The sequence below is a fragment of the Embleya sp. NPDC056575 genome (assembly GCF_042793325.1).
Lineage (GTDB): Bacteria > Actinomycetota > Actinomycetes > Streptomycetales > Streptomycetaceae > Embleya.
The window spans coordinates 116,506-132,238 of the sequence record NZ_JBHTVA010000006.1; the positions used below are offsets into that span (position 1 = coordinate 116,506).

Annotated in this window: 10 protein-coding genes and 3 pseudogenes; 6 read left to right on the top strand and 7 right to left on the bottom strand. The window is 68.8% G+C overall.

Annotated elements, in window-relative coordinates; all coding sequences use genetic code 11:
- Positions 1-201: 201 nt before the first annotated feature.
- The 3 genes from ACFRCG_RS06590 to ACFRCG_RS06600 all read right to left on the bottom strand — a co-directional run bounded on the left by ACFRCG_RS06590 (position 202) and on the right by ACFRCG_RS06600 (position 3,373).
- On the bottom strand, positions 202-1,206 hold the full coding sequence (locus ACFRCG_RS06590; protein ID WP_380029440.1) for a hypothetical protein: 1,005 nt from the start codon (positions 1,204-1,206) through the stop codon (positions 202-204).
- Positions 1,207-1,978: 772 nt separating this feature from the next.
- The gene (locus tag ACFRCG_RS06595) at positions 1,979-2,542 is read right to left on the bottom strand and encodes a hypothetical protein (protein ID WP_380029442.1); all 564 of its coding nucleotides are present in this window, start codon (positions 2,540-2,542) and stop codon (positions 1,979-1,981) included.
- A gap of 99 nt (positions 2,543-2,641) precedes the next feature.
- Positions 2,642-3,373 (bottom strand): SMI1/KNR4 family protein, encoded by a 732-nt coding sequence (locus ACFRCG_RS06600; protein WP_380029444.1) that lies wholly within the window; start codon positions 3,371-3,373, stop codon positions 2,642-2,644.
- Between the two features lie 201 nt (positions 3,374-3,574).
- Between ACFRCG_RS06600 and ACFRCG_RS06605 the strand changes: the two are divergent.
- Positions 3,575-4,111, top strand: a pseudogene (locus ACFRCG_RS06605) (DUF2716 domain-containing protein).
- Between the two features lie 132 nt (positions 4,112-4,243).
- Here ACFRCG_RS06605 and ACFRCG_RS06610 read toward each other — a convergent pair.
- Positions 4,244-5,471, bottom strand: a pseudogene (locus tag ACFRCG_RS06610) (IS256 family transposase).
- A gap of 464 nt (positions 5,472-5,935) precedes the next feature.
- Between ACFRCG_RS06610 and ACFRCG_RS06615 the strand changes: the two are divergent.
- Together ACFRCG_RS06615 and ACFRCG_RS06620 are read left to right on the top strand one after the other, a co-directional pair.
- Complete coding sequence (locus tag ACFRCG_RS06615; protein ID WP_380029653.1) at positions 5,936-7,828, top strand: WD40 repeat domain-containing serine/threonine protein kinase; 1,893 nt, start codon at positions 5,936-5,938, stop codon at positions 7,826-7,828.
- A gap of 603 nt (positions 7,829-8,431) precedes the next feature.
- Positions 8,432-8,869, top strand: a complete 438-nt coding sequence (locus tag ACFRCG_RS06620) for a VOC family protein (RefSeq protein ID WP_380029446.1) — start codon at positions 8,432-8,434, stop codon at positions 8,867-8,869.
- A 242-nt stretch (positions 8,870-9,111) separates the two neighbouring features.
- Here ACFRCG_RS06620 and ACFRCG_RS06625 read toward each other — a convergent pair whose 3' ends face one another.
- Together ACFRCG_RS06625 and ACFRCG_RS06630 are read right to left on the bottom strand one after the other, a co-directional pair.
- Positions 9,112-9,591 carry a hypothetical protein gene (locus ACFRCG_RS06625; RefSeq protein WP_380029448.1) on the bottom strand — a complete coding sequence of 160 codons (480 nt, stop codon included), beginning with the start codon at positions 9,589-9,591 and terminating at the stop codon, positions 9,112-9,114.
- A gap of 171 nt (positions 9,592-9,762) precedes the next feature.
- Positions 9,763-10,284: pseudogene (locus tag ACFRCG_RS06630) on the bottom strand (ATP-binding protein); the annotation flags it as partial.
- Between the two features lie 274 nt (positions 10,285-10,558).
- Between ACFRCG_RS06630 and ACFRCG_RS06635 the strand changes: the two are divergent.
- Positions 10,559-11,293: a hypothetical protein gene (locus tag ACFRCG_RS06635; protein WP_380029451.1), complete on the top strand. Its 735-nt coding sequence runs from the start codon at positions 10,559-10,561 to the stop codon at positions 11,291-11,293.
- A 357-nt stretch (positions 11,294-11,650) separates the two neighbouring features.
- On the opposite strand, the gene ACFRCG_RS06640 is transcribed toward ACFRCG_RS06635, so the two are convergent.
- Entirely contained in the window at positions 11,651-12,136 is a 486-nt protein-coding gene (locus ACFRCG_RS06640; protein WP_380029453.1) for a hypothetical protein, read from the bottom strand.
- A gap of 134 nt (positions 12,137-12,270) precedes the next feature.
- Between ACFRCG_RS06640 and ACFRCG_RS06645 the strand changes: the two genes are divergently transcribed.
- Both ACFRCG_RS06645 and ACFRCG_RS06650 read left to right on the top strand, forming a co-directional pair.
- Positions 12,271-12,408, top strand: a complete 138-nt coding sequence (locus ACFRCG_RS06645) for a hypothetical protein (protein ID WP_380029455.1) — start codon at positions 12,271-12,273, stop codon at positions 12,406-12,408.
- A 311-nt stretch (positions 12,409-12,719) separates the two neighbouring features.
- Positions 12,720-15,539, top strand: a complete 2,820-nt coding sequence (locus ACFRCG_RS06650; protein ID WP_380029457.1) for an AAA family ATPase — start codon at positions 12,720-12,722, stop codon at positions 15,537-15,539.
- The last annotated feature ends 194 nt before the right edge of the window (positions 15,540-15,733 follow it).

The window sequence follows — 15,733 nt, forward strand, 5'->3', positions numbered from 1 at the left end:
TGAGCCCCGGTGATCCCGCAGACACCGGGTCGATGAACCGTCCGGACAAGGGAGTTCGCCCAAGCAAAGGCGGGCAACCGGTGTGAACGACCTCGGGCAAGGGATCCGTCGGTCGTCCCGTGCGACGGACTGCGGACGTGGGGGAGACCCACGTCCTCGACACCGGTCGGTTCCCAGGCGTGGGGTCCGATCGTCGTGCGGTCAACGGGTGGAGCGTGGGCGGGCGCGCATTGCGCGGCGGTGGACGCGGGTGAGGAAGTCCGGCCCTCCGATGCCGTAGTCCCAGGGGATCTCGTGGACGAGGTGTCCGGTGGCCTCGAACCGCTCGGCGAGTTCGGCCCATCGGCCGGCCCGGGCGAGGGCGAACATCAGATAGCTCTGGTCCGACACCCAGCTCGCGGGCCGCGACCGCACCCGTGCGGGATATCGCTCCAACGCCGTGTTCAGGTCCGCCGCCGGAACCTCCGCGGTCCAGAACTCGCGGTCCGGCCAGTCCCGGTCCCAGGACATCAGCGCGACGTACTCGACGTGCGCGTGGATCACGAGGAGGGACGACGGCGATCCCGGCGGCGCCTGCTCGGCCGCGTCCCGCGCGAACGCGTACATCTCCTCGTTCGAACCGTGCCACTTCCCGCACAGGTACTGCAACGCCGCCGCCAGACCGTTCCCGTGGTGGGGACAACGCTCGCGCAGTTCCCGTACGTGTTCCTCGAACACCCCACGCCCGGCGCCCAGTCCCCGATCCACACGCAACCACGACGCCCACGGGGTCGGATCCTCGGGGGCGAGTTCGGTGGCCACACGACACGTGTCCCGGGCCTGGCGCAGCAACTCGTGGAATCCAGCGAACCGCTGCGCGCTCGTGGCCTTCGCCGGGGCCGCGCCGCGCACGTTCCACGCCGCGCGCACGCCCGCCTCGGCCGCGACCACGGCGCGGTCCGCGGACTTGGGGCGCGCGCTCTGCCAGGCGAGCAGCCACTGCGGAGACACGGCGGCGAACTCGCCGAGTCCGTTGACCGCGACCGACCGGCGCCCCCAGTCCGTGCCGATCCGTGCGAGCAACTCCTCGGCGGGTTCGAAACGTCCGGTGCGTGCGACCGCCTCGCCGACCCACCGGACCTCGACATCGTCGAGCGCCGCACTCTCCACGACGATTGCACGCGGCACTGCGGCACGCCGGAACGGGAACAGACTTCTGAAGGACATGAACGCGAATGTACGGCCCGACCGGTTGGCACCGACCTGCGGGGGAGGCGGCATGGCCGGCATCCGGCGAGTGGACGAGGGCGGGCCGACGATGCCAGTCCGACCCGCCGGGTGCGGCCGCGCGAGGAGGTCGGTCGACTCGAGGTCGTCGGCGACGCCGTACGCGTCGTGGTGGGCGTCCACGAAGGTGGTGAACGCGAACATCACGTCCCCCACGTTCCGCAGCGACATCCCTCGTACAGCACCCGCATCACCGACGGGTAGTCCTCGTCCGGCATCCCCTGCGGATATGCCTGCCGTAACATCGCCAACGTCTCTTCCAAGTACGGCGGAACACTCACGCCCCCACACCCTCCGCCTCGGGCGTCACACCCGATCCCGCGCCCCCGGCACACACCCTCCGGCGGGCACGCGCACCCTCCCGGCTCCCGGCTCCGTTCGCAGGCCGAGCGCCGAGTCGAGCGGGTCCGGCGGGAAGCCGTACGACGATCGAATCGCCCGCCCGTCCCCCCGAGTCGAGGAGAACGGCACCGACTCCCCTGGGTTTCCAGGACCTGGACCCGCGCGGCTGCTTCGGGTGACCAGCCGAATTCGACATCGGTGCGGCCGTCATGCCGTTCCGCGGCTCCGATGGCGACCAGCTGCTCCAGGGTGTGGACAGGGCCGGCACAAGGGCTGTTCGTCTCGAACAAGGGGCTGTGGTGGTGGAGATGGTCCGGCGGCCCGACGTATCCGAGTGCCGGCCATACCCAGAGCAGGGCGCTGTCGCGCGCTATGTGTTCCGGTCTCGCGTGGTGGGTTGTGGGGCGAAGGTCCATGCGGGGTGGTGTGTGCGCAGGAGGGGGAGGTGGCCGTTCCAGGCGGTGTCGGGCAGCGGCGTGGGCCCGTGGATCGTGATGTTCCCGGTGGTGTCGATGTCGAAGCCCCAGGCGAAGCCGACGAGTGGGACGACGTGGCGGTGGATGGTCTCGGCGATCGGGGTCCAGGCCAGGAAGGTGTGGGCGAGCCAGGACATCGGCGCGCGGTCGAGTCTGGCGGGGGAGTCGAACAGGGTCGGGGCCGGGCCGAAGTAGCAGTAGGGCGACCGGGAATCGGGGAAGAGTACGAACGGGTCCATGCCGAACACCGTGCCGCCCGACGCGTCGTCGCTGGAGCACACGAGCTGGACCCAGCCGAACATGGCACCGTAGCCGCGACCGGGGTGGGTGACGCGGGCGGTCAGACAGGGGAAGTCCAGGGCCTCGGCGGTCTGTCCGACCGCGGCGGGATCCTCGACCCGCTCGACGGTCGCCTCCACCGAACCGGCACGCCCCTCGCGCACGAACGACAGGATCACGCCCCCAACCTGCCAGGACCCGCCGGGCGCCCACAAGGCCGGACGGCCGCAGGCTCCTCTCAGCCGGCGCGGGCGGCCGGCAGCAGGTCGGAACGTGATCTACCGGGAGTCGTTCAGCCAATCGCCCGGGGGCAGGTCGCGTATTGCGTCGAGGGCTGCTTCGGTGCGGCTGCGGACCAGGAGATCCGTGCCGTCGTCGTCACGCAGGAGCACGTCACGGCCGAGGAACCAGCGGGTGCCGTGCTCTTCCTCGCCCATCGGATAGGCCGGGAAGGGCAGTCGAGTGCAGTTCCGTTCCAGCACCTCGACGCCGTGGTCGTCGAAGTCGCACAGGAAGTCGCAGAGTTCGCCATCGGCCTGGACGGATTCCGACAGTACGATTTCAATGAAGCACAGGGACAGCCGCTCCAACCAGGGCTCCCAGCGTTCGGCAGCCTTGTCGGCCAAGTCGGCCTTGATGAAGACGGCGGGGTCGTCGTCCGCCGGCGTACCGAGGAGGATCCCCCAGGAAGCGGCCCCCTGGTTCTCATGCCGAAAGACCAGTGCCTCCTTGGTCTCGTCCACATACAGCTCGGACGGACCGAGCAGGACGTCATGGTTGCCGGTCAGGTCCCGACGACGGCCGAACAACACATACGCCTCGCGAAGCGCCGGCGGCAGCCGGACGCCGAGCCTCTCCTCCGCGGCCACGAGATCCGCCTCGCCCCAGCCGTCGTCGTCACCGAGCGCCTCCGACCAGTTCGCAACGAACCCGCGGATGAACTCCCAGGCACCCCAACGGCCTTCGACACCCGCAGCGAGCGACCGCACCATATCGAACTCACGTGTCATGCCAGGACCATACGGGCTCCGACCACGCAGCCCTCGGGCACATATACCGAGGCATCACCATGCCGACGCCCGCTCTCGGAACTCGGTGACATCTCCACTCGGCCAAACCAACATCCACTGCCGAAACCCGACATCAAACGCTCTTCGTCATCACCCACGAAGCCAGGGCGTACGCCGACAACGCGACGATAGGTTCGCCCGGTGACCGCCGAACGCCTGCGCCGCCTGTCCGGCGCCGAATACTCCGACGTCTGTGATCGCTTCGATGCCCGGTTCGCCTTCAGACCCGGCGTGTGCGAGTTCCCGGGGATCACCGAGCCCTCGCCGTCGACCACATGGAACCAGGACACGTTGCACGACGACCCCCGCGAGCACAACCTCGACCGCCTGGTCGACGTCGTCCAGGACGGGCTCGCCGACCGTTGCGGGCCGGGCGAGTCGCTGTGGATCCCGGACTGGCAACACACCTGCTACGGCCTGCGCCCGGACGTCCCCGAGACCGACATGTTCCTGCCGCGCGTACTCGAACAACGCTCCCGCGAGGGTTGACCCCTCGGCCCATACCCCGACGGCGACTACTACATCCTCCTCGCACAGGACCTCCGATTCGGCACCTTCGGACACCCCTGGGAACACACCCTCTGCGTGTTCGGCACCGAACTCCTCGACACGATCGAACACAACGTGCACCACATTCTGGGACCACCACTGCGCCGGGACGGGACACCCGCCCGCTGAGGCCCTCGTCGCGCCCTCGGGATTCCGAAGCGTCGCGTGCTGTCGAGATCTGCACGAGGATCCGGGTTACGGCCGACGCCCGAGTCGTCGTTCGGGCGTGTCAGCGTCTTTGTGTAAGTCCTGGGGTGGTGGTTACTGAACGCTGAGGCGGTCTTCGAAGAAGAGCGCGAAGGCGTTGAGGGCGTTCTTCCAGTGTGGCGCGACCAGGTTCACGTCGCGTGCGCATGGTTCGATCTGTTCGCGAACCGCCAGGTAGAGGACCTTGAGCGCGGCCTGTTCCGTGGGGAAATGCCCACGGTTGCGGGTGGCCTTGCGCAGGCGCGCGTTCATCGACTCGATCATGTTCGTGCTGTAGACGACCTTCCTTATGTCCGGCGGGAAGGCGAGGTAGGGGACGAACTCGGGCCAGGCCCGATGCCGGGTCTGGACGATCGCCGGGTAACGAGTTCCCAGGTCGGAGGCGGCGAACTCGTTCATGGCCTGCTCGGCGGCCTGCTCGGTCGGGGCCGTGTAGATCGCCTTGAGGGCGGTGACGAGTTTGGTGTGATCCTTCCTCGAGGCGAATCGTAGCGACGCCCGGATCAGGTGGATCACACACGTTTGGACCGTCGCCTTCGGCCAGGTCGCGGTGACCGCCTCGGGCAGGCCCTTCAACCCGTCGCAGGCAACGATGCACACGTCCTCGATGCCTCGGTTGCGTAGTTCGGAGAGCACGGCCATCCAGGTCGTGGCGCCCTCGCCCTCGGCGCCGACCCACAGCCCCAGGACGTCCTTGCGGCCGTCCATGTCGACTCCGACGGCGACGAACACCGGGCGGTTCACGACGGATCCGGAGCGGATCCGGACCCACAGGGCGTCGATGTAGAGGATCGGCCAGACCGGGTCCAGCGGGCGGTTCTGCCACGCGGGCGAGTTCGTCGGCGACCGCGTCGGTCACCCGCGAGATCAGGTCCGGGCTCACCTGGACGCCGTAGACGCCGGCGAGGTGGGAACGGATGTCGCGCACGCTCATCCCGCGCGCGTAGAGCGAGAGAATCCGCTCGTTGAACCCCGCCAACCGGCGGGCGTGCCGGGGCACCAGGGCAGGTTCAAAATCGCCGTTGCGGTCGCGCGGGACCGCGATCGTCACCTCGTCCGCGTCGGTGAGCACGGTCTCGGGCGAGGTGCCGTTGCGCGAGTTCCCCGAACCACGACCTGCGGGATCGTGACGCTCGTAGCCGAGGTGTTCCGTCATCTCCGCGTCCAGGGCCCGCTCCAGGACCGCCCGGGTGATCTCGGTCAACAGGCCGCCCTCGCCCAACAGGGCCGCACCCGAGGCGTCCGCGCGGTCCATCAACCGCTCGACGGCCTCGTCCACCATCGCGTCCGTGTCCGCAGGCGACGGACCACCGGTGGGCTGTGGGTATTCGATCTGGGTCATGACTGCCCGTTCCGGAAGGGCCGGGATCCGGGAAGGTACCCCAACCCATCCTTCACATCACGGACTTACACGAACTTTCAGACACATCCGCTTTGCAGGATCTGGGACGGATGGTCGGTTTCGTTGGGAAGACCCATGGGCGGAGGGACGGGGTCGCCTCTTGCGGTGCGCCACATGGGGTTGCATTCCGGGCCGATGCGGGAGGAGTGTCGTCGGTGTGTGGCTTCGATGCGCTGATTTCGCGGGCGCGGGCCACGCCCGGAAGGGTTCCGGCGGTGCGCCTGGTCGGGGCAGGGAGGGATGGGCGTCGGATAGCAGGGCGCCGCGGTCGTGTTCGGGGGCGGATGGTCGCGCGGGTTCTGGCCGGTCGATACGAACTGGTGCGGTTCGTCGGTCGTGGTGGAATGGGGGAGGTGTGGGAAGGGCGGGACCGCGTGATCGAACGGCGGGTGGCGGTCAAGCTGCTGGCGCACGATGTCCGGGACACCTCCGGCGCGGCGTTGTTCCTTCGTGAGGCGCGGGTGGCCGGTGGCCTGAACCATCCCGGTGTGGTCACCGTGTACGACCTGGGTCAGGACCCGGGCGAGGGAACGCTGTTCCTGGTCATGGAGTTCCTCACCGGCCGTGACCTGGCGAGCGTGCTGTCCGAGGACGGGCCGCCGCCGGTGGCCACCGCCGTCGACTGGGCGGCGCGCGCCGCCACGGCGCTTGGGGCAGCGCACGGCGCGGGCGTGGTGCACCGTGACCTCAAGCCCGCGAACCTCATGCTCACCACGACCGGCGACGTCAAGGTCCTCGACTTCGGCATCGCCCGATACGTCGAGAGCACCCACCACTCCAGCAGGGTCATGGGAACACTGGCCTACATGCCGCCCGAACGGTTCGACGAGCAGCCCGGCGACACCCGCTCGGACCTGTACTCCCTCGGCTGCGTCCTGCACGAACTGCTCACCGGCAACACGCCGTTCGACGCCACGGGACCGGTCTCCATGATGAACGCCCACCTGCGCCGCGCGCCGCGACCGCCCGGCGCCGTGCGCGCCGGAGTCCCCACCGAACTCGACGACCTCGTACTGGCCCTGTTGGCCAAGGACCCCGAACACCGCCCCGCCTCAGCGCTCGAGGTCGGCGAGCGGCTGACCCGGCTCACCACACACCGCGCACCGGCCCCCGACAGGTCCGCAACCTCGGCCGACGATCCTTCGCCCCGGTCTGCAGCGACCAGGCACAACCCCGGCGGAGTGTCCGACCACACGGCGACGACACCCGACGATCACAACCAGGGCATCCGACGTCACCGACGACCCACATCCACGGCCCCCACTGTCACATCTCCCCGCGTGGCGCCCGGCGCCACAGGGCTCGACTACGAACTGCGCCGCACCCTCACGAAGAACACCACCGTCGCGTCCGTGGACGCGGTGGCGTTCAGCCCGGACGGCCGCACAGTCGCGGCGGGCGACTCACAGGGGGAGGTGCAACTCTGGGACCCGCTCACCGGTGAACGACTGCATCTCCTGAATGGGACCGGACGCGTCCACGCCCTGGCCTTCCACCCCGACGGGCACACCCTAGCCGCGAGTGACGGCGACGAATGCATCCGGCTGTGGGATCCGCACACGGGCACGCCACACGGACGACTCACCGGATACACCAGGACCGTCAACACCGTGGTGTTCAGCCCGGACGGCCGCATCCTCGTCATCGGCACCTACGGCGAGTGTCGCCTGTGGGACACACGGACGGGCAAGACCATGCCCGATCTCTCCGGCCCCCCGGGCCGATTCTCGGGCCTTGCCGCCGCCACGGGCCCGACAGCGCTCAGCCCGAACGGTCAAGTGCTCGCCACCCGGGACGCCAACGGGAGCGTATGCATCTGGGACCTCCACACCCGCAAACCACGCCGCCGGCGGCTCACCGGAGAAGACCGCGACAACCTGTCGCTCACCCGGCTGGCGTACAGCCCCGACGGCCGCCAACTCGCCGCCGTATGGCACCCAGGCCCCTCGGGCGATCCCGTCGTCCACGTCTGGGAGGCACACACCGGCAAACAACACCGGCGCCTCACCGGACACCTCCGCCCGGTCACATCGCTGGCATACAGCCCCGACGGCCACGTGCTGGCGTCCGGCGACGAAAGCGGTGTGGTCATCATCCGCGACGCCCACACGGACGAACAACTGCTGACCATGGCCGACAAATCCGCGAGAGTTACAGCGCTGACGTTCAGCCCGGACGGCGGCACTCTCGCCGTCGGCCACCACGGAAAGGTCCACCTCTGGGCGACACACCCATGAACCACGTTCGGGACCACGCGCAACAAACCACAGCGGTCGGCGCCATGCCCACCGCAACAACCCCCGCCCGGTCGGAGCCTCGACCCGTGCGACTTCGTAGTGGTGGTTGGTGTGTGGGTGTGGCTGTCCGGGTGAGGGCTGTGGGGCCTGACCTGGGGGTGTGGCGGTTTCGTTGAGAATGCCCGGGTGTGTTGCACACAGCCTTGTACGCCTAAAGGCTCGGGCCGTGTCTGTGCTGGTCACGGGGTTCTGCTGGCGTTGGACGCGTTTGCGCGGGCTGTGACCACCGAGGGCTTCCGAGGCGATTTCAGACGGTGGTGCGTCGAGTCCCCCGCTCACGGGTCTACATTCGCTCCCGGCAAAATAAAGATGTGGGAGAGTTCGCGGACGATCACGTCACACGCGGGTCGGCTGCGGTGGTTTCCCGTGCCGTCGTGGGTCGTCGCCCGCAGGTTGGTACGGATGGCGGCTCATGTGAGTTTGGGGTCGTCCGGGGTCCCCTCGGATGCACTGGGCGGACTACACCCGTGAACAGGGCGTGGTGTGCGTGGGGCGGATCGGCCCTCATACACGTACAAATTAGTCCTGATCGGGGAGGACCGTATGGCGACCGCGTGGAGCTTGACGATCGACTGTGCGCGACCGGCGGAGCTGGCCGGGTTTTGGGCGCTGGCGTTGGGCTATGTGGAGAAGCCGGCGCCCACGGGGTTTGGGAGTTGGGAGAAATGGTTCGCCCATCACGGAATCCCGGAGGACGAGTGGGACGAGGGTGCCTATCTCTCGGATCCGGACGGGGTGGGTCCCAACCTTTCGTTCCTGAAGGTCCCGGAGCCGAAGGCGGCGAAGAACCGGTTGCACTTGGACGTGCAGGTCGGCGGCGGTCGTGAGACGCCGTGGGAGGTGCGGTGGCCACGTGTGGTGGAGGCGGTGGCGCGATTGACCGCCGCGGGTGCCACCGTCGTCCACGAGGACGAAGTGCAGGGCAGACCCGATCACGTGGTGATGACGGACCCGGAAGGAAACGAGTTCTGCCTCGTCTGACGGATGTCGGCTCGGGCCGGCCCGGGATGGGGCACCGTGCTCGGGGCGCGGGCAGCGTTGGCGTAAGGCCGCGTCGGGAGTCGGTTCGGCCGCAGCCACGGAAGAGGTCGCGGCTACGAGGGATCCGCCACGAGCCGGTGAGCGACGAGGTGTTCCGGGCGGATGTGGCTCATACCACATGACGATCGTGACCGGGACGATCGCGATGGTTGCCGCGGATCGTCCCTACATTCTCGAACCGCCTACCGGAGCGCCCTGCCGGGGCCACTCGGGGCAGGTGCCTCCCGGCGGGCGGTCGCGAGGATGAACATCGCCACCGCGGCGAACCCGGGACCGTACGCACCGAGGGTCAGATACCTGGGGATTTCGTCGGCTCGGAAGCCGCCTCCGTCCGGGGTGGTGCACGTGAAGCCGAACGGCAGGATGCTTCCTTCGATGCCGTTGACGTGCATCGCCTTGTTCGCTCCGCCCGCGTTGACGCAAGCCTGGGGTGGGCCGGAGTTCGTGCCGCCGTCGGTGGAATCCAGGATCGCAGATCCGACCGCCAGGAAGCCTGCGGTGAAGAACGCCGCTGCGACGGCGCCTAGGAGAGAGGCGGCACCGAAGAGTACGTTCTGCTTGCCGGGCCTTCCGGTGGAATGACGGATAAGAGCGGAAAGTCCGGTGACGGCAAGAATGAGGGAGGCTAAGGCGGCAATGAGCGCGAGAAGCAGATAGCCCATCAGCTGCACCGCGCCGGTGCCGACGATTCCATGTTCATCATGAAGCGATGCTAGGGGGTCTTGCCGTCTGCGGTTTCCCGTGTACAAGCGGATACCTCAACCGGAACCCACGCCTACGCGCCACCGTCGACTTGCCAAGGCGCCTTTTCGATCAGTGAAACTGCCGTCGCTGCCGAGCTCGTCGATGCAGAGAAGATCGACGCGGCCGTAGCGGGCGATGGTCTTGGTGAGCTGCTTGTCGTCAGCAGCTTCGACGAGTTCGTTGACGAGCTTGGTGGCGAGTGTGTAGCGGACCCGGTAGCTGGCCATCGCAGCCTCGGTGCCGAGGGCGATAAGCAGGTGGGATTCGCCGGTGCCGCTGTCGCCGATCAGGCACAGCGGCCGACCCTTCTTGACCCATTCGCATTTGGCGAGGGTGTGGACCACGGCCGGGTCTACGTTGGGGTTGGCGTCGAACTTGTAGGTGCGCAGCGACTTCTCGCGCGGGAACCCGGCAGCCTTGATCCGGCGGTCCGATCGGCGGCGGGCGCGCTCGTTACACTCGGCCGGCAGTAGCTCGCCCGGATACCCGAGGCAGGTCCTGCGGACCTTGGCTGCGTTCGCGGCTGTCTCGCGGAACTCGGTGCGGACGGTCGGCAGACGCAGAAGCCGGCATGCCTGGTCAACGGCGGTCTCGGCGGCCGGCTCGGTCATGCCTCAGGGTGTGCTCACGGCAGGCACATTCAAGGTCGACGAGAGTGGTGCGATCTTTGAGATTCGCAACTTTTCCGGTCACTACCGCCCAGAGGATTCGGCGGGATTCACCCCCTTTCCGGATGTCACCCGCACGGTCTTCCGGAGACACGGCGGGAATTTCGCCGACAGCGTCCGGAGGTATTACCCCGATGCTTCGGGCCGCTAAATTGGCAAAGCTTCATCGGCGGGCGCCCGGCGTCCTCTCCAGGTGGCGGTGGTGATGAGTTCTCCGATGTATCCCGAGCCCGACGTCCTCGTGGCGCGTCTTGCGCGGTGGTGCCAGGGTGGCGGCTGTTCGGAAGGGGTCGGGCCTCCCGCGAGTGAGCCGCCCTCGTTTTCCGTGGCATGGCCACCGACCGAGGAGTACCTCGAACGGCTCGCAGAGCGACTCGGGCTGCACCGCCATGATCTCTTCCTCGTCGCGGGCGTGGCTTTGCCGGAAGAGGCGTGGTTCTTCGATGACGGGGCCGGTGGCGTGCTGTCCCAGCTGGTGCAACGGGCCCTCTCGCCGTCGGAGGCCGACCGGCGGCGACTGCGTGACGATGCCCGGTCCATGCCCGTGCTGTGGCAGGCGCTTGCCCGCAGGAAGCCGCAACCTTACGAGGAGTATCCCCCGGGATTCGGTGGCCTCCTGGTGGAGATGTTTGCCCTCCGTAATCTGGACTGGGCTTCGGGAGCGGAGGTGATGTATTCGATGTCCGGGGTCTATCGGGCAGCGTCGACCATCGGCCGGGTGGGGCGTGGAGAGCGGCAACCGGACGCCGACCTTCTCGACGGCTTCGCAGCCGTACTCGGTGTGCCGGTCGGCGTCCTGGTGTCGTTGACCGGTGTGCATCACCCGGACCCGCAGCGCCCGATTCCGGCGAAGGTGGTCGATACCGCCGCCCTCTTGTGGGACGTGCGGCACCTGACCGTGGGGCAGGTTCGCCAACTCTCCGAACCGGCGGATGCGTTGGGTCGGAAATAAGGTGAGAGAACGGCGCGCGAACCCTCGGGAGACCCTGGAAGGGCCGGCGGTACAGGAGCCGGGACCGGGAGCCGGGGCCGGGGGCCGGGATCAATGCGGAGTGGGAGCGTTCGGCGCTTTCCGCGGCTCGTTCTCCGCGCGGTGAGCTCCCGCCCCGACAACCCCTGCTCGCGCTGAGCCCGGCGGATCCTCTCGAACAGCCACTGACGTGACCTGTGCACCAGCGATCTCCCCGACCTGGACCGTGATCAACAGCCCACAGCGCGACGGCCGCCGCCGCGCACGGCGAGATCCTGCGCCTGCAACGCGTGATCCAGTCGCATGGCCCCCGTGACGGCCCTCGCCAGGCGAAGGAACCTACGATCCAGAGCGCAATCCCAGAGCACTGTGCTCCACCACACCCGAGGGAAGATCGCTCTTTCCCGAAGCCCGTGCCATCCGCTCCACGAGTCCGGCCCGGAGGTCCGCGGCCGGCTCACCGAGGACGATCGCGCTGATGATCAGCTCCATCATCAGACGGTCGTACTCGTCGCCCATGCCCCGATAATTCTCCCGATCGCTCTCCACCACGGCGGAGATGATCCTCACCCCACCACCGATCACCGGGGCAAAGGATGCTTCATAGATGCCGTGCCCGGTCCAACTCCGGTGCATGAAAAGGAGATCGCCTTCGACGAAGACGTTCCACTTCTCATCCATGTCCCGGGCTCGACATCCACGCTGGATCCGCTCCCAGTCCCCGTCGGTCCAGACACGATCCGGCAACTGAGACACCGGCCGGGGCGTGTTGATCGCGTGGAGGCGCCGGAACGACTCTCGGGTGAGCGGGGCATCGGCAGTCATGACGCGATCCTATGGAAGCACCGCTCCAACAGGACAGTGAGTTACCTCCAAGAGCAGGCTGCCTGGGCCGGGGCGCCCTCAACCGCCTTCCCGACGCGTCCGCAGCGCCCTGAACAGCAGCCTTGCAAGAATCCTTGAGCACCACCCAGATAACCCAGCCGCTTGGGTCGCGGGAAGCTGGCCGGCCGCAGGAGCCGCTGTTGGCGGCGGAGATCCCGGTCGGCGAGTTCGACCTGAAGCAGGTGTCGGCGTACGAATCCATGTGGCTCTGACACCAACAGGGGCCGCCCCTGGGTGTGGCAAGCGAACAGGTCGGCGGCCGGCGGTATCGGACACGACACCGGTGTCCCTCACACCGCCGACGCTACCCCCATGTCCGCGCGAACCGGTTTCGTTCACACTCGACACCCGCACATGATCACGGACTTGCATTCCGTCACCACCGAATCTGACGTACCGTCAGGACCCGGCTCGGGTGCTGTCCGGCGGATCATGCCGCCCATCCTCTAAGGTGCCGTTCATTCACACTGCGGCGACGCCATCGCGAAGCGAATGTCACCACTTCGGCCCTGGAGGTCAGGACATGAGGGACCCCGTGGATGCCGGTGGCGTGCACAATGAGAGCCGTGCCGGGTTGTTCGTCGGCCGCGTCCGTGAGTCGCGGCGTCTCGACGAATGCGCGGACAAGGCGCGACGCGGCGAGTCGTGGCTCGCCGTCGTCGAGGGCGAGGCCGGCATCGGGAAGACCGCTCTCATTCGCCGGTTCAGCGCCGACTTGACCGGCTTCACACTCCTGTGGGCCACCGGTGATCCGTCGGAGAGCGACCTGCCGGGTGGCATCGTCGGGCAGTTGACGCGGCGCCTGGACCCGAAGCTCGTCGGGCGGTTCCCCTTGCTCGCGCAGGAAACGGGTGGCGGGCCCGCGCATGCCGTCGGCGGACAGTTGCTGCTTCTGCTGGGCGTACTGCAGGAGGACATGGGGCCGGTGGCGGTGGTGGTCGACGACCTCCAGTGGGCGGACACCCTGTCCGTGCAGACGCTGGGGTTCGTCATACGTCGGCTGTGGGCGGACCGGGTTCTGACGGTCCTGGCCACCCGCCCCGACACCGAGGGCTCGGCCGGTGTGCCGGACCGGATGGTGCGGTCGTCGGACCGCGCCGTGCGGATCGCGTTGGATGGGCTCGACGACGGCGATGTGGCTCGGTTGGCAAGCTCGTTGATCGACGCGCGGTTGGCTCCGGCCCTGGTTCGCCGGCTGCACGCCTACACCCGCGGGCACCCCCTCTACCTCCGCACGGTGTTGGCCGAGGTTCCTGTCGACACGCTCCGCGACGAGGCGTTCGAGCGGTGGCCGGTGCCCCGCTCGCTCCAGGTCGGGATCCGCGCCCAAGTCGACCGCCTTCCCACCGAATCCGTGCAACTGCTGGAGGCGATGGCGGTGCTGGACATGCGTGTTCCGCTCGCGACAGTCGCCCGACTCGCCGCACTTGAGGACCCGACCCGCGCACTCGGCCCGGCGCTGGCGGTCGGACTCGCGCAGTGGTGGCCGGCCGAACCGCACAGCCCCGTCGGGCTGGTCCACGCCCTGCAACGCGACGCCGTGTACGACGCGATGGGCCCTGAGCGTCGCCGCGCGCTGCACGCGGGTGCCGTGGCCCTGGTCAATACGGCCGCGGCGTGGACGCACCGGGTTGCGGCGGCGACCGGCGCGGATCCGCAGCTCGCCGACGAGCTCGAGCAGTCCGGGACACACGAGGCGTCGAACGGCCGGAACGCCTTGGCGGCGACGCGCCTGCTGTGGGCGTCCGCCCTGTCCGAGCATCGGGACGACCGCGAACGGCGGCTGTTGACCGCCTGCGCCCAGTCGCTCCTCACCATGCAGCCGGTCACCGCCGCCAAACTGCGGCCCCAGGTCGAGGACTGCACGCCGGGGCCGCTGCGCAGTTGTGTGCTGGGCGTCATGGACATGACGGCCGGTCGGTTCCCGTCCGGCGAGGCCCTGCTGAATGAGGCCTGGCGCTCGGCGCTTACCGAGCCGGAGGCCGACTGGGTGGCGGTGCTCGCCGGCACCTTCCTGGCCAACATCATGCTCCGCAACGGCCGCGGTGCCGAGACCGTGGAGATCGCCCGGCGGACCCTGGCGATCGGCGATCTCGACCCCGCCACGACGGACTTCACCCGCGCGGTTTTGGCGACGGGCCGGCTCTGGGACCGCGGGCCGCGCGCGGCCCTGCGGGATGTGGCGCACCTGCCCGCGGAGAGCTCCACGGTGCCGGACCACCAGCTCGACACGCTGGCCACGCGCGGTGTCCTGCGCCTGTTCCTGGGGGAACTCGCCTCGGCCCGTGCCGATCTGGCGACGGTCGCAAGGCGCGACCGGCAAGGTGCCGGGTCGAAGCTCGGTTCCCTGACGCTCTCGCTCATGTCGGTGGTGGACTATCTCGACGGCGACTGGGACGCCGGCGAGTCCGCCGTGGACCGCGCGCTGGCGATCGCGGCCGCCCAGGACCAGCGGATCGGTGACTCGGCGGCGCGGTTCGCCGCAGTCTGTGTGCAGGCCGGCCGCGGGCAGTGGGACGCGGCCGACACACACGTCGAGGTCCTCTCGCGGCTCACCCGGGCCCTCGGCTCCCCCGTGGAGATCGTGTACCTGTCGCTGGCGGCGGCAACGCTGGCCCAGGCGCGGGCCGACCACCCGGCCATGCTGCGCGCGCTCGAACCACTGTTCGAGCGCGCATCCCGCACCGAAGACGACGGGATCCAGCTCCGGTTCAAGCCCTTCTGGCTGTGGCAACAGTCCCTGCTGGTCGAGGCGTTGACCGGCACCGGACAGCTCACGGCCGCGGCGCGGGCGCTTCGCGAACTCCACGAGGGCTACGACGGCACCGGCTATCTCGGGATCGTCGTGGCCAGGCTCTCGGGTGTCCTCGCCGAAGCCCAGGGTCGTCCCCGCGACGCCCTGGCGATCTACGAGCGGGCGGTGGGCTCCTCCGGCGCCGCGGACAGCGCGCCCCTCTACCGCGCGATGCTCGAGCAGTCGTACGGCAGAACCCTGTCGGCCACCGGATCCGCGCCCCGCCGCGAGGCCGCGAAGTGGCTCACGACGGCGCACGGCCGTTTCGGCGCACTGCGGGCGGACCCGTTCCTGCGGCGCTGCGCCGCGGACCTGTCGGCCGTCGGACTCGGCGCCCCCGCCGAGGGTCTCGACCGGCGGCCGGTCCTGACCGAACGAGAGTTGTCGGTGGCGCATCTCATCGCTGGGGGTCGGACCAATCAAGAGGCCGCGGCGGAGCTTTACGTGAGCCACAAGACCATCGAGTACCACCTGTCCAACATCTACACCAAGCTCGGCATCTCCTCGCGCAGGCAACTCGGCGAGGCATTGGGCGTCCGCCGGGCATAGGCGCGGCCTCGCGAACCGGTATCGCAGGGCGGTTGCCGCGAGGTGTGGTCGTGGTGGCCGTCGGTCCGGTCATGGGTGGGACCTTGGTGTGGCAGACATGTGCGGCTTGGTGTCGTCGTTGGAGCCCAAGAAGGGGTGGGCCGCGGCCGCAGCTCGGGCAAGCTCGGCGGGACGAGTTGTCCCCGGCCCCGCCG

Coding starts and splice junctions, on each gene's coding strand:
- ACFRCG_RS06625 (WP_380029448.1), bottom strand. CDS start 9,591: ATGGGCTATCTGCTTCTCGCGCTCATTGCCGCCTTAGCCTCCCTCATT.
- ACFRCG_RS06640 (WP_380029453.1), bottom strand. CDS start 12,136: ATGACTGCCGATGCCCCGCTCACCCGAGAGTCGTTCCGGCGCCTCCAC.
- ACFRCG_RS06650 (WP_380029457.1), top strand. CDS start 12,720: ATGAGGGACCCCGTGGATGCCGGTGGCGTGCACAATGAGAGCCGTGCC.
- ACFRCG_RS06615 (WP_380029653.1), top strand. CDS start 5,936: ATGGGGGAGGTGTGGGAAGGGCGGGACCGCGTGATCGAACGGCGGGTG.
- ACFRCG_RS06590 (WP_380029440.1), bottom strand. CDS start 1,206: ATGTCCTTCAGAAGTCTGTTCCCGTTCCGGCGTGCCGCAGTGCCGCGT.
- ACFRCG_RS06600 (WP_380029444.1), bottom strand. CDS start 3,373: ATGACACGTGAGTTCGATATGGTGCGGTCGCTCGCTGCGGGTGTCGAA.
- ACFRCG_RS06635 (WP_380029451.1), top strand. CDS start 10,559: ATGTATCCCGAGCCCGACGTCCTCGTGGCGCGTCTTGCGCGGTGGTGC.
- ACFRCG_RS06620 (WP_380029446.1), top strand. CDS start 8,432: ATGGCGACCGCGTGGAGCTTGACGATCGACTGTGCGCGACCGGCGGAG.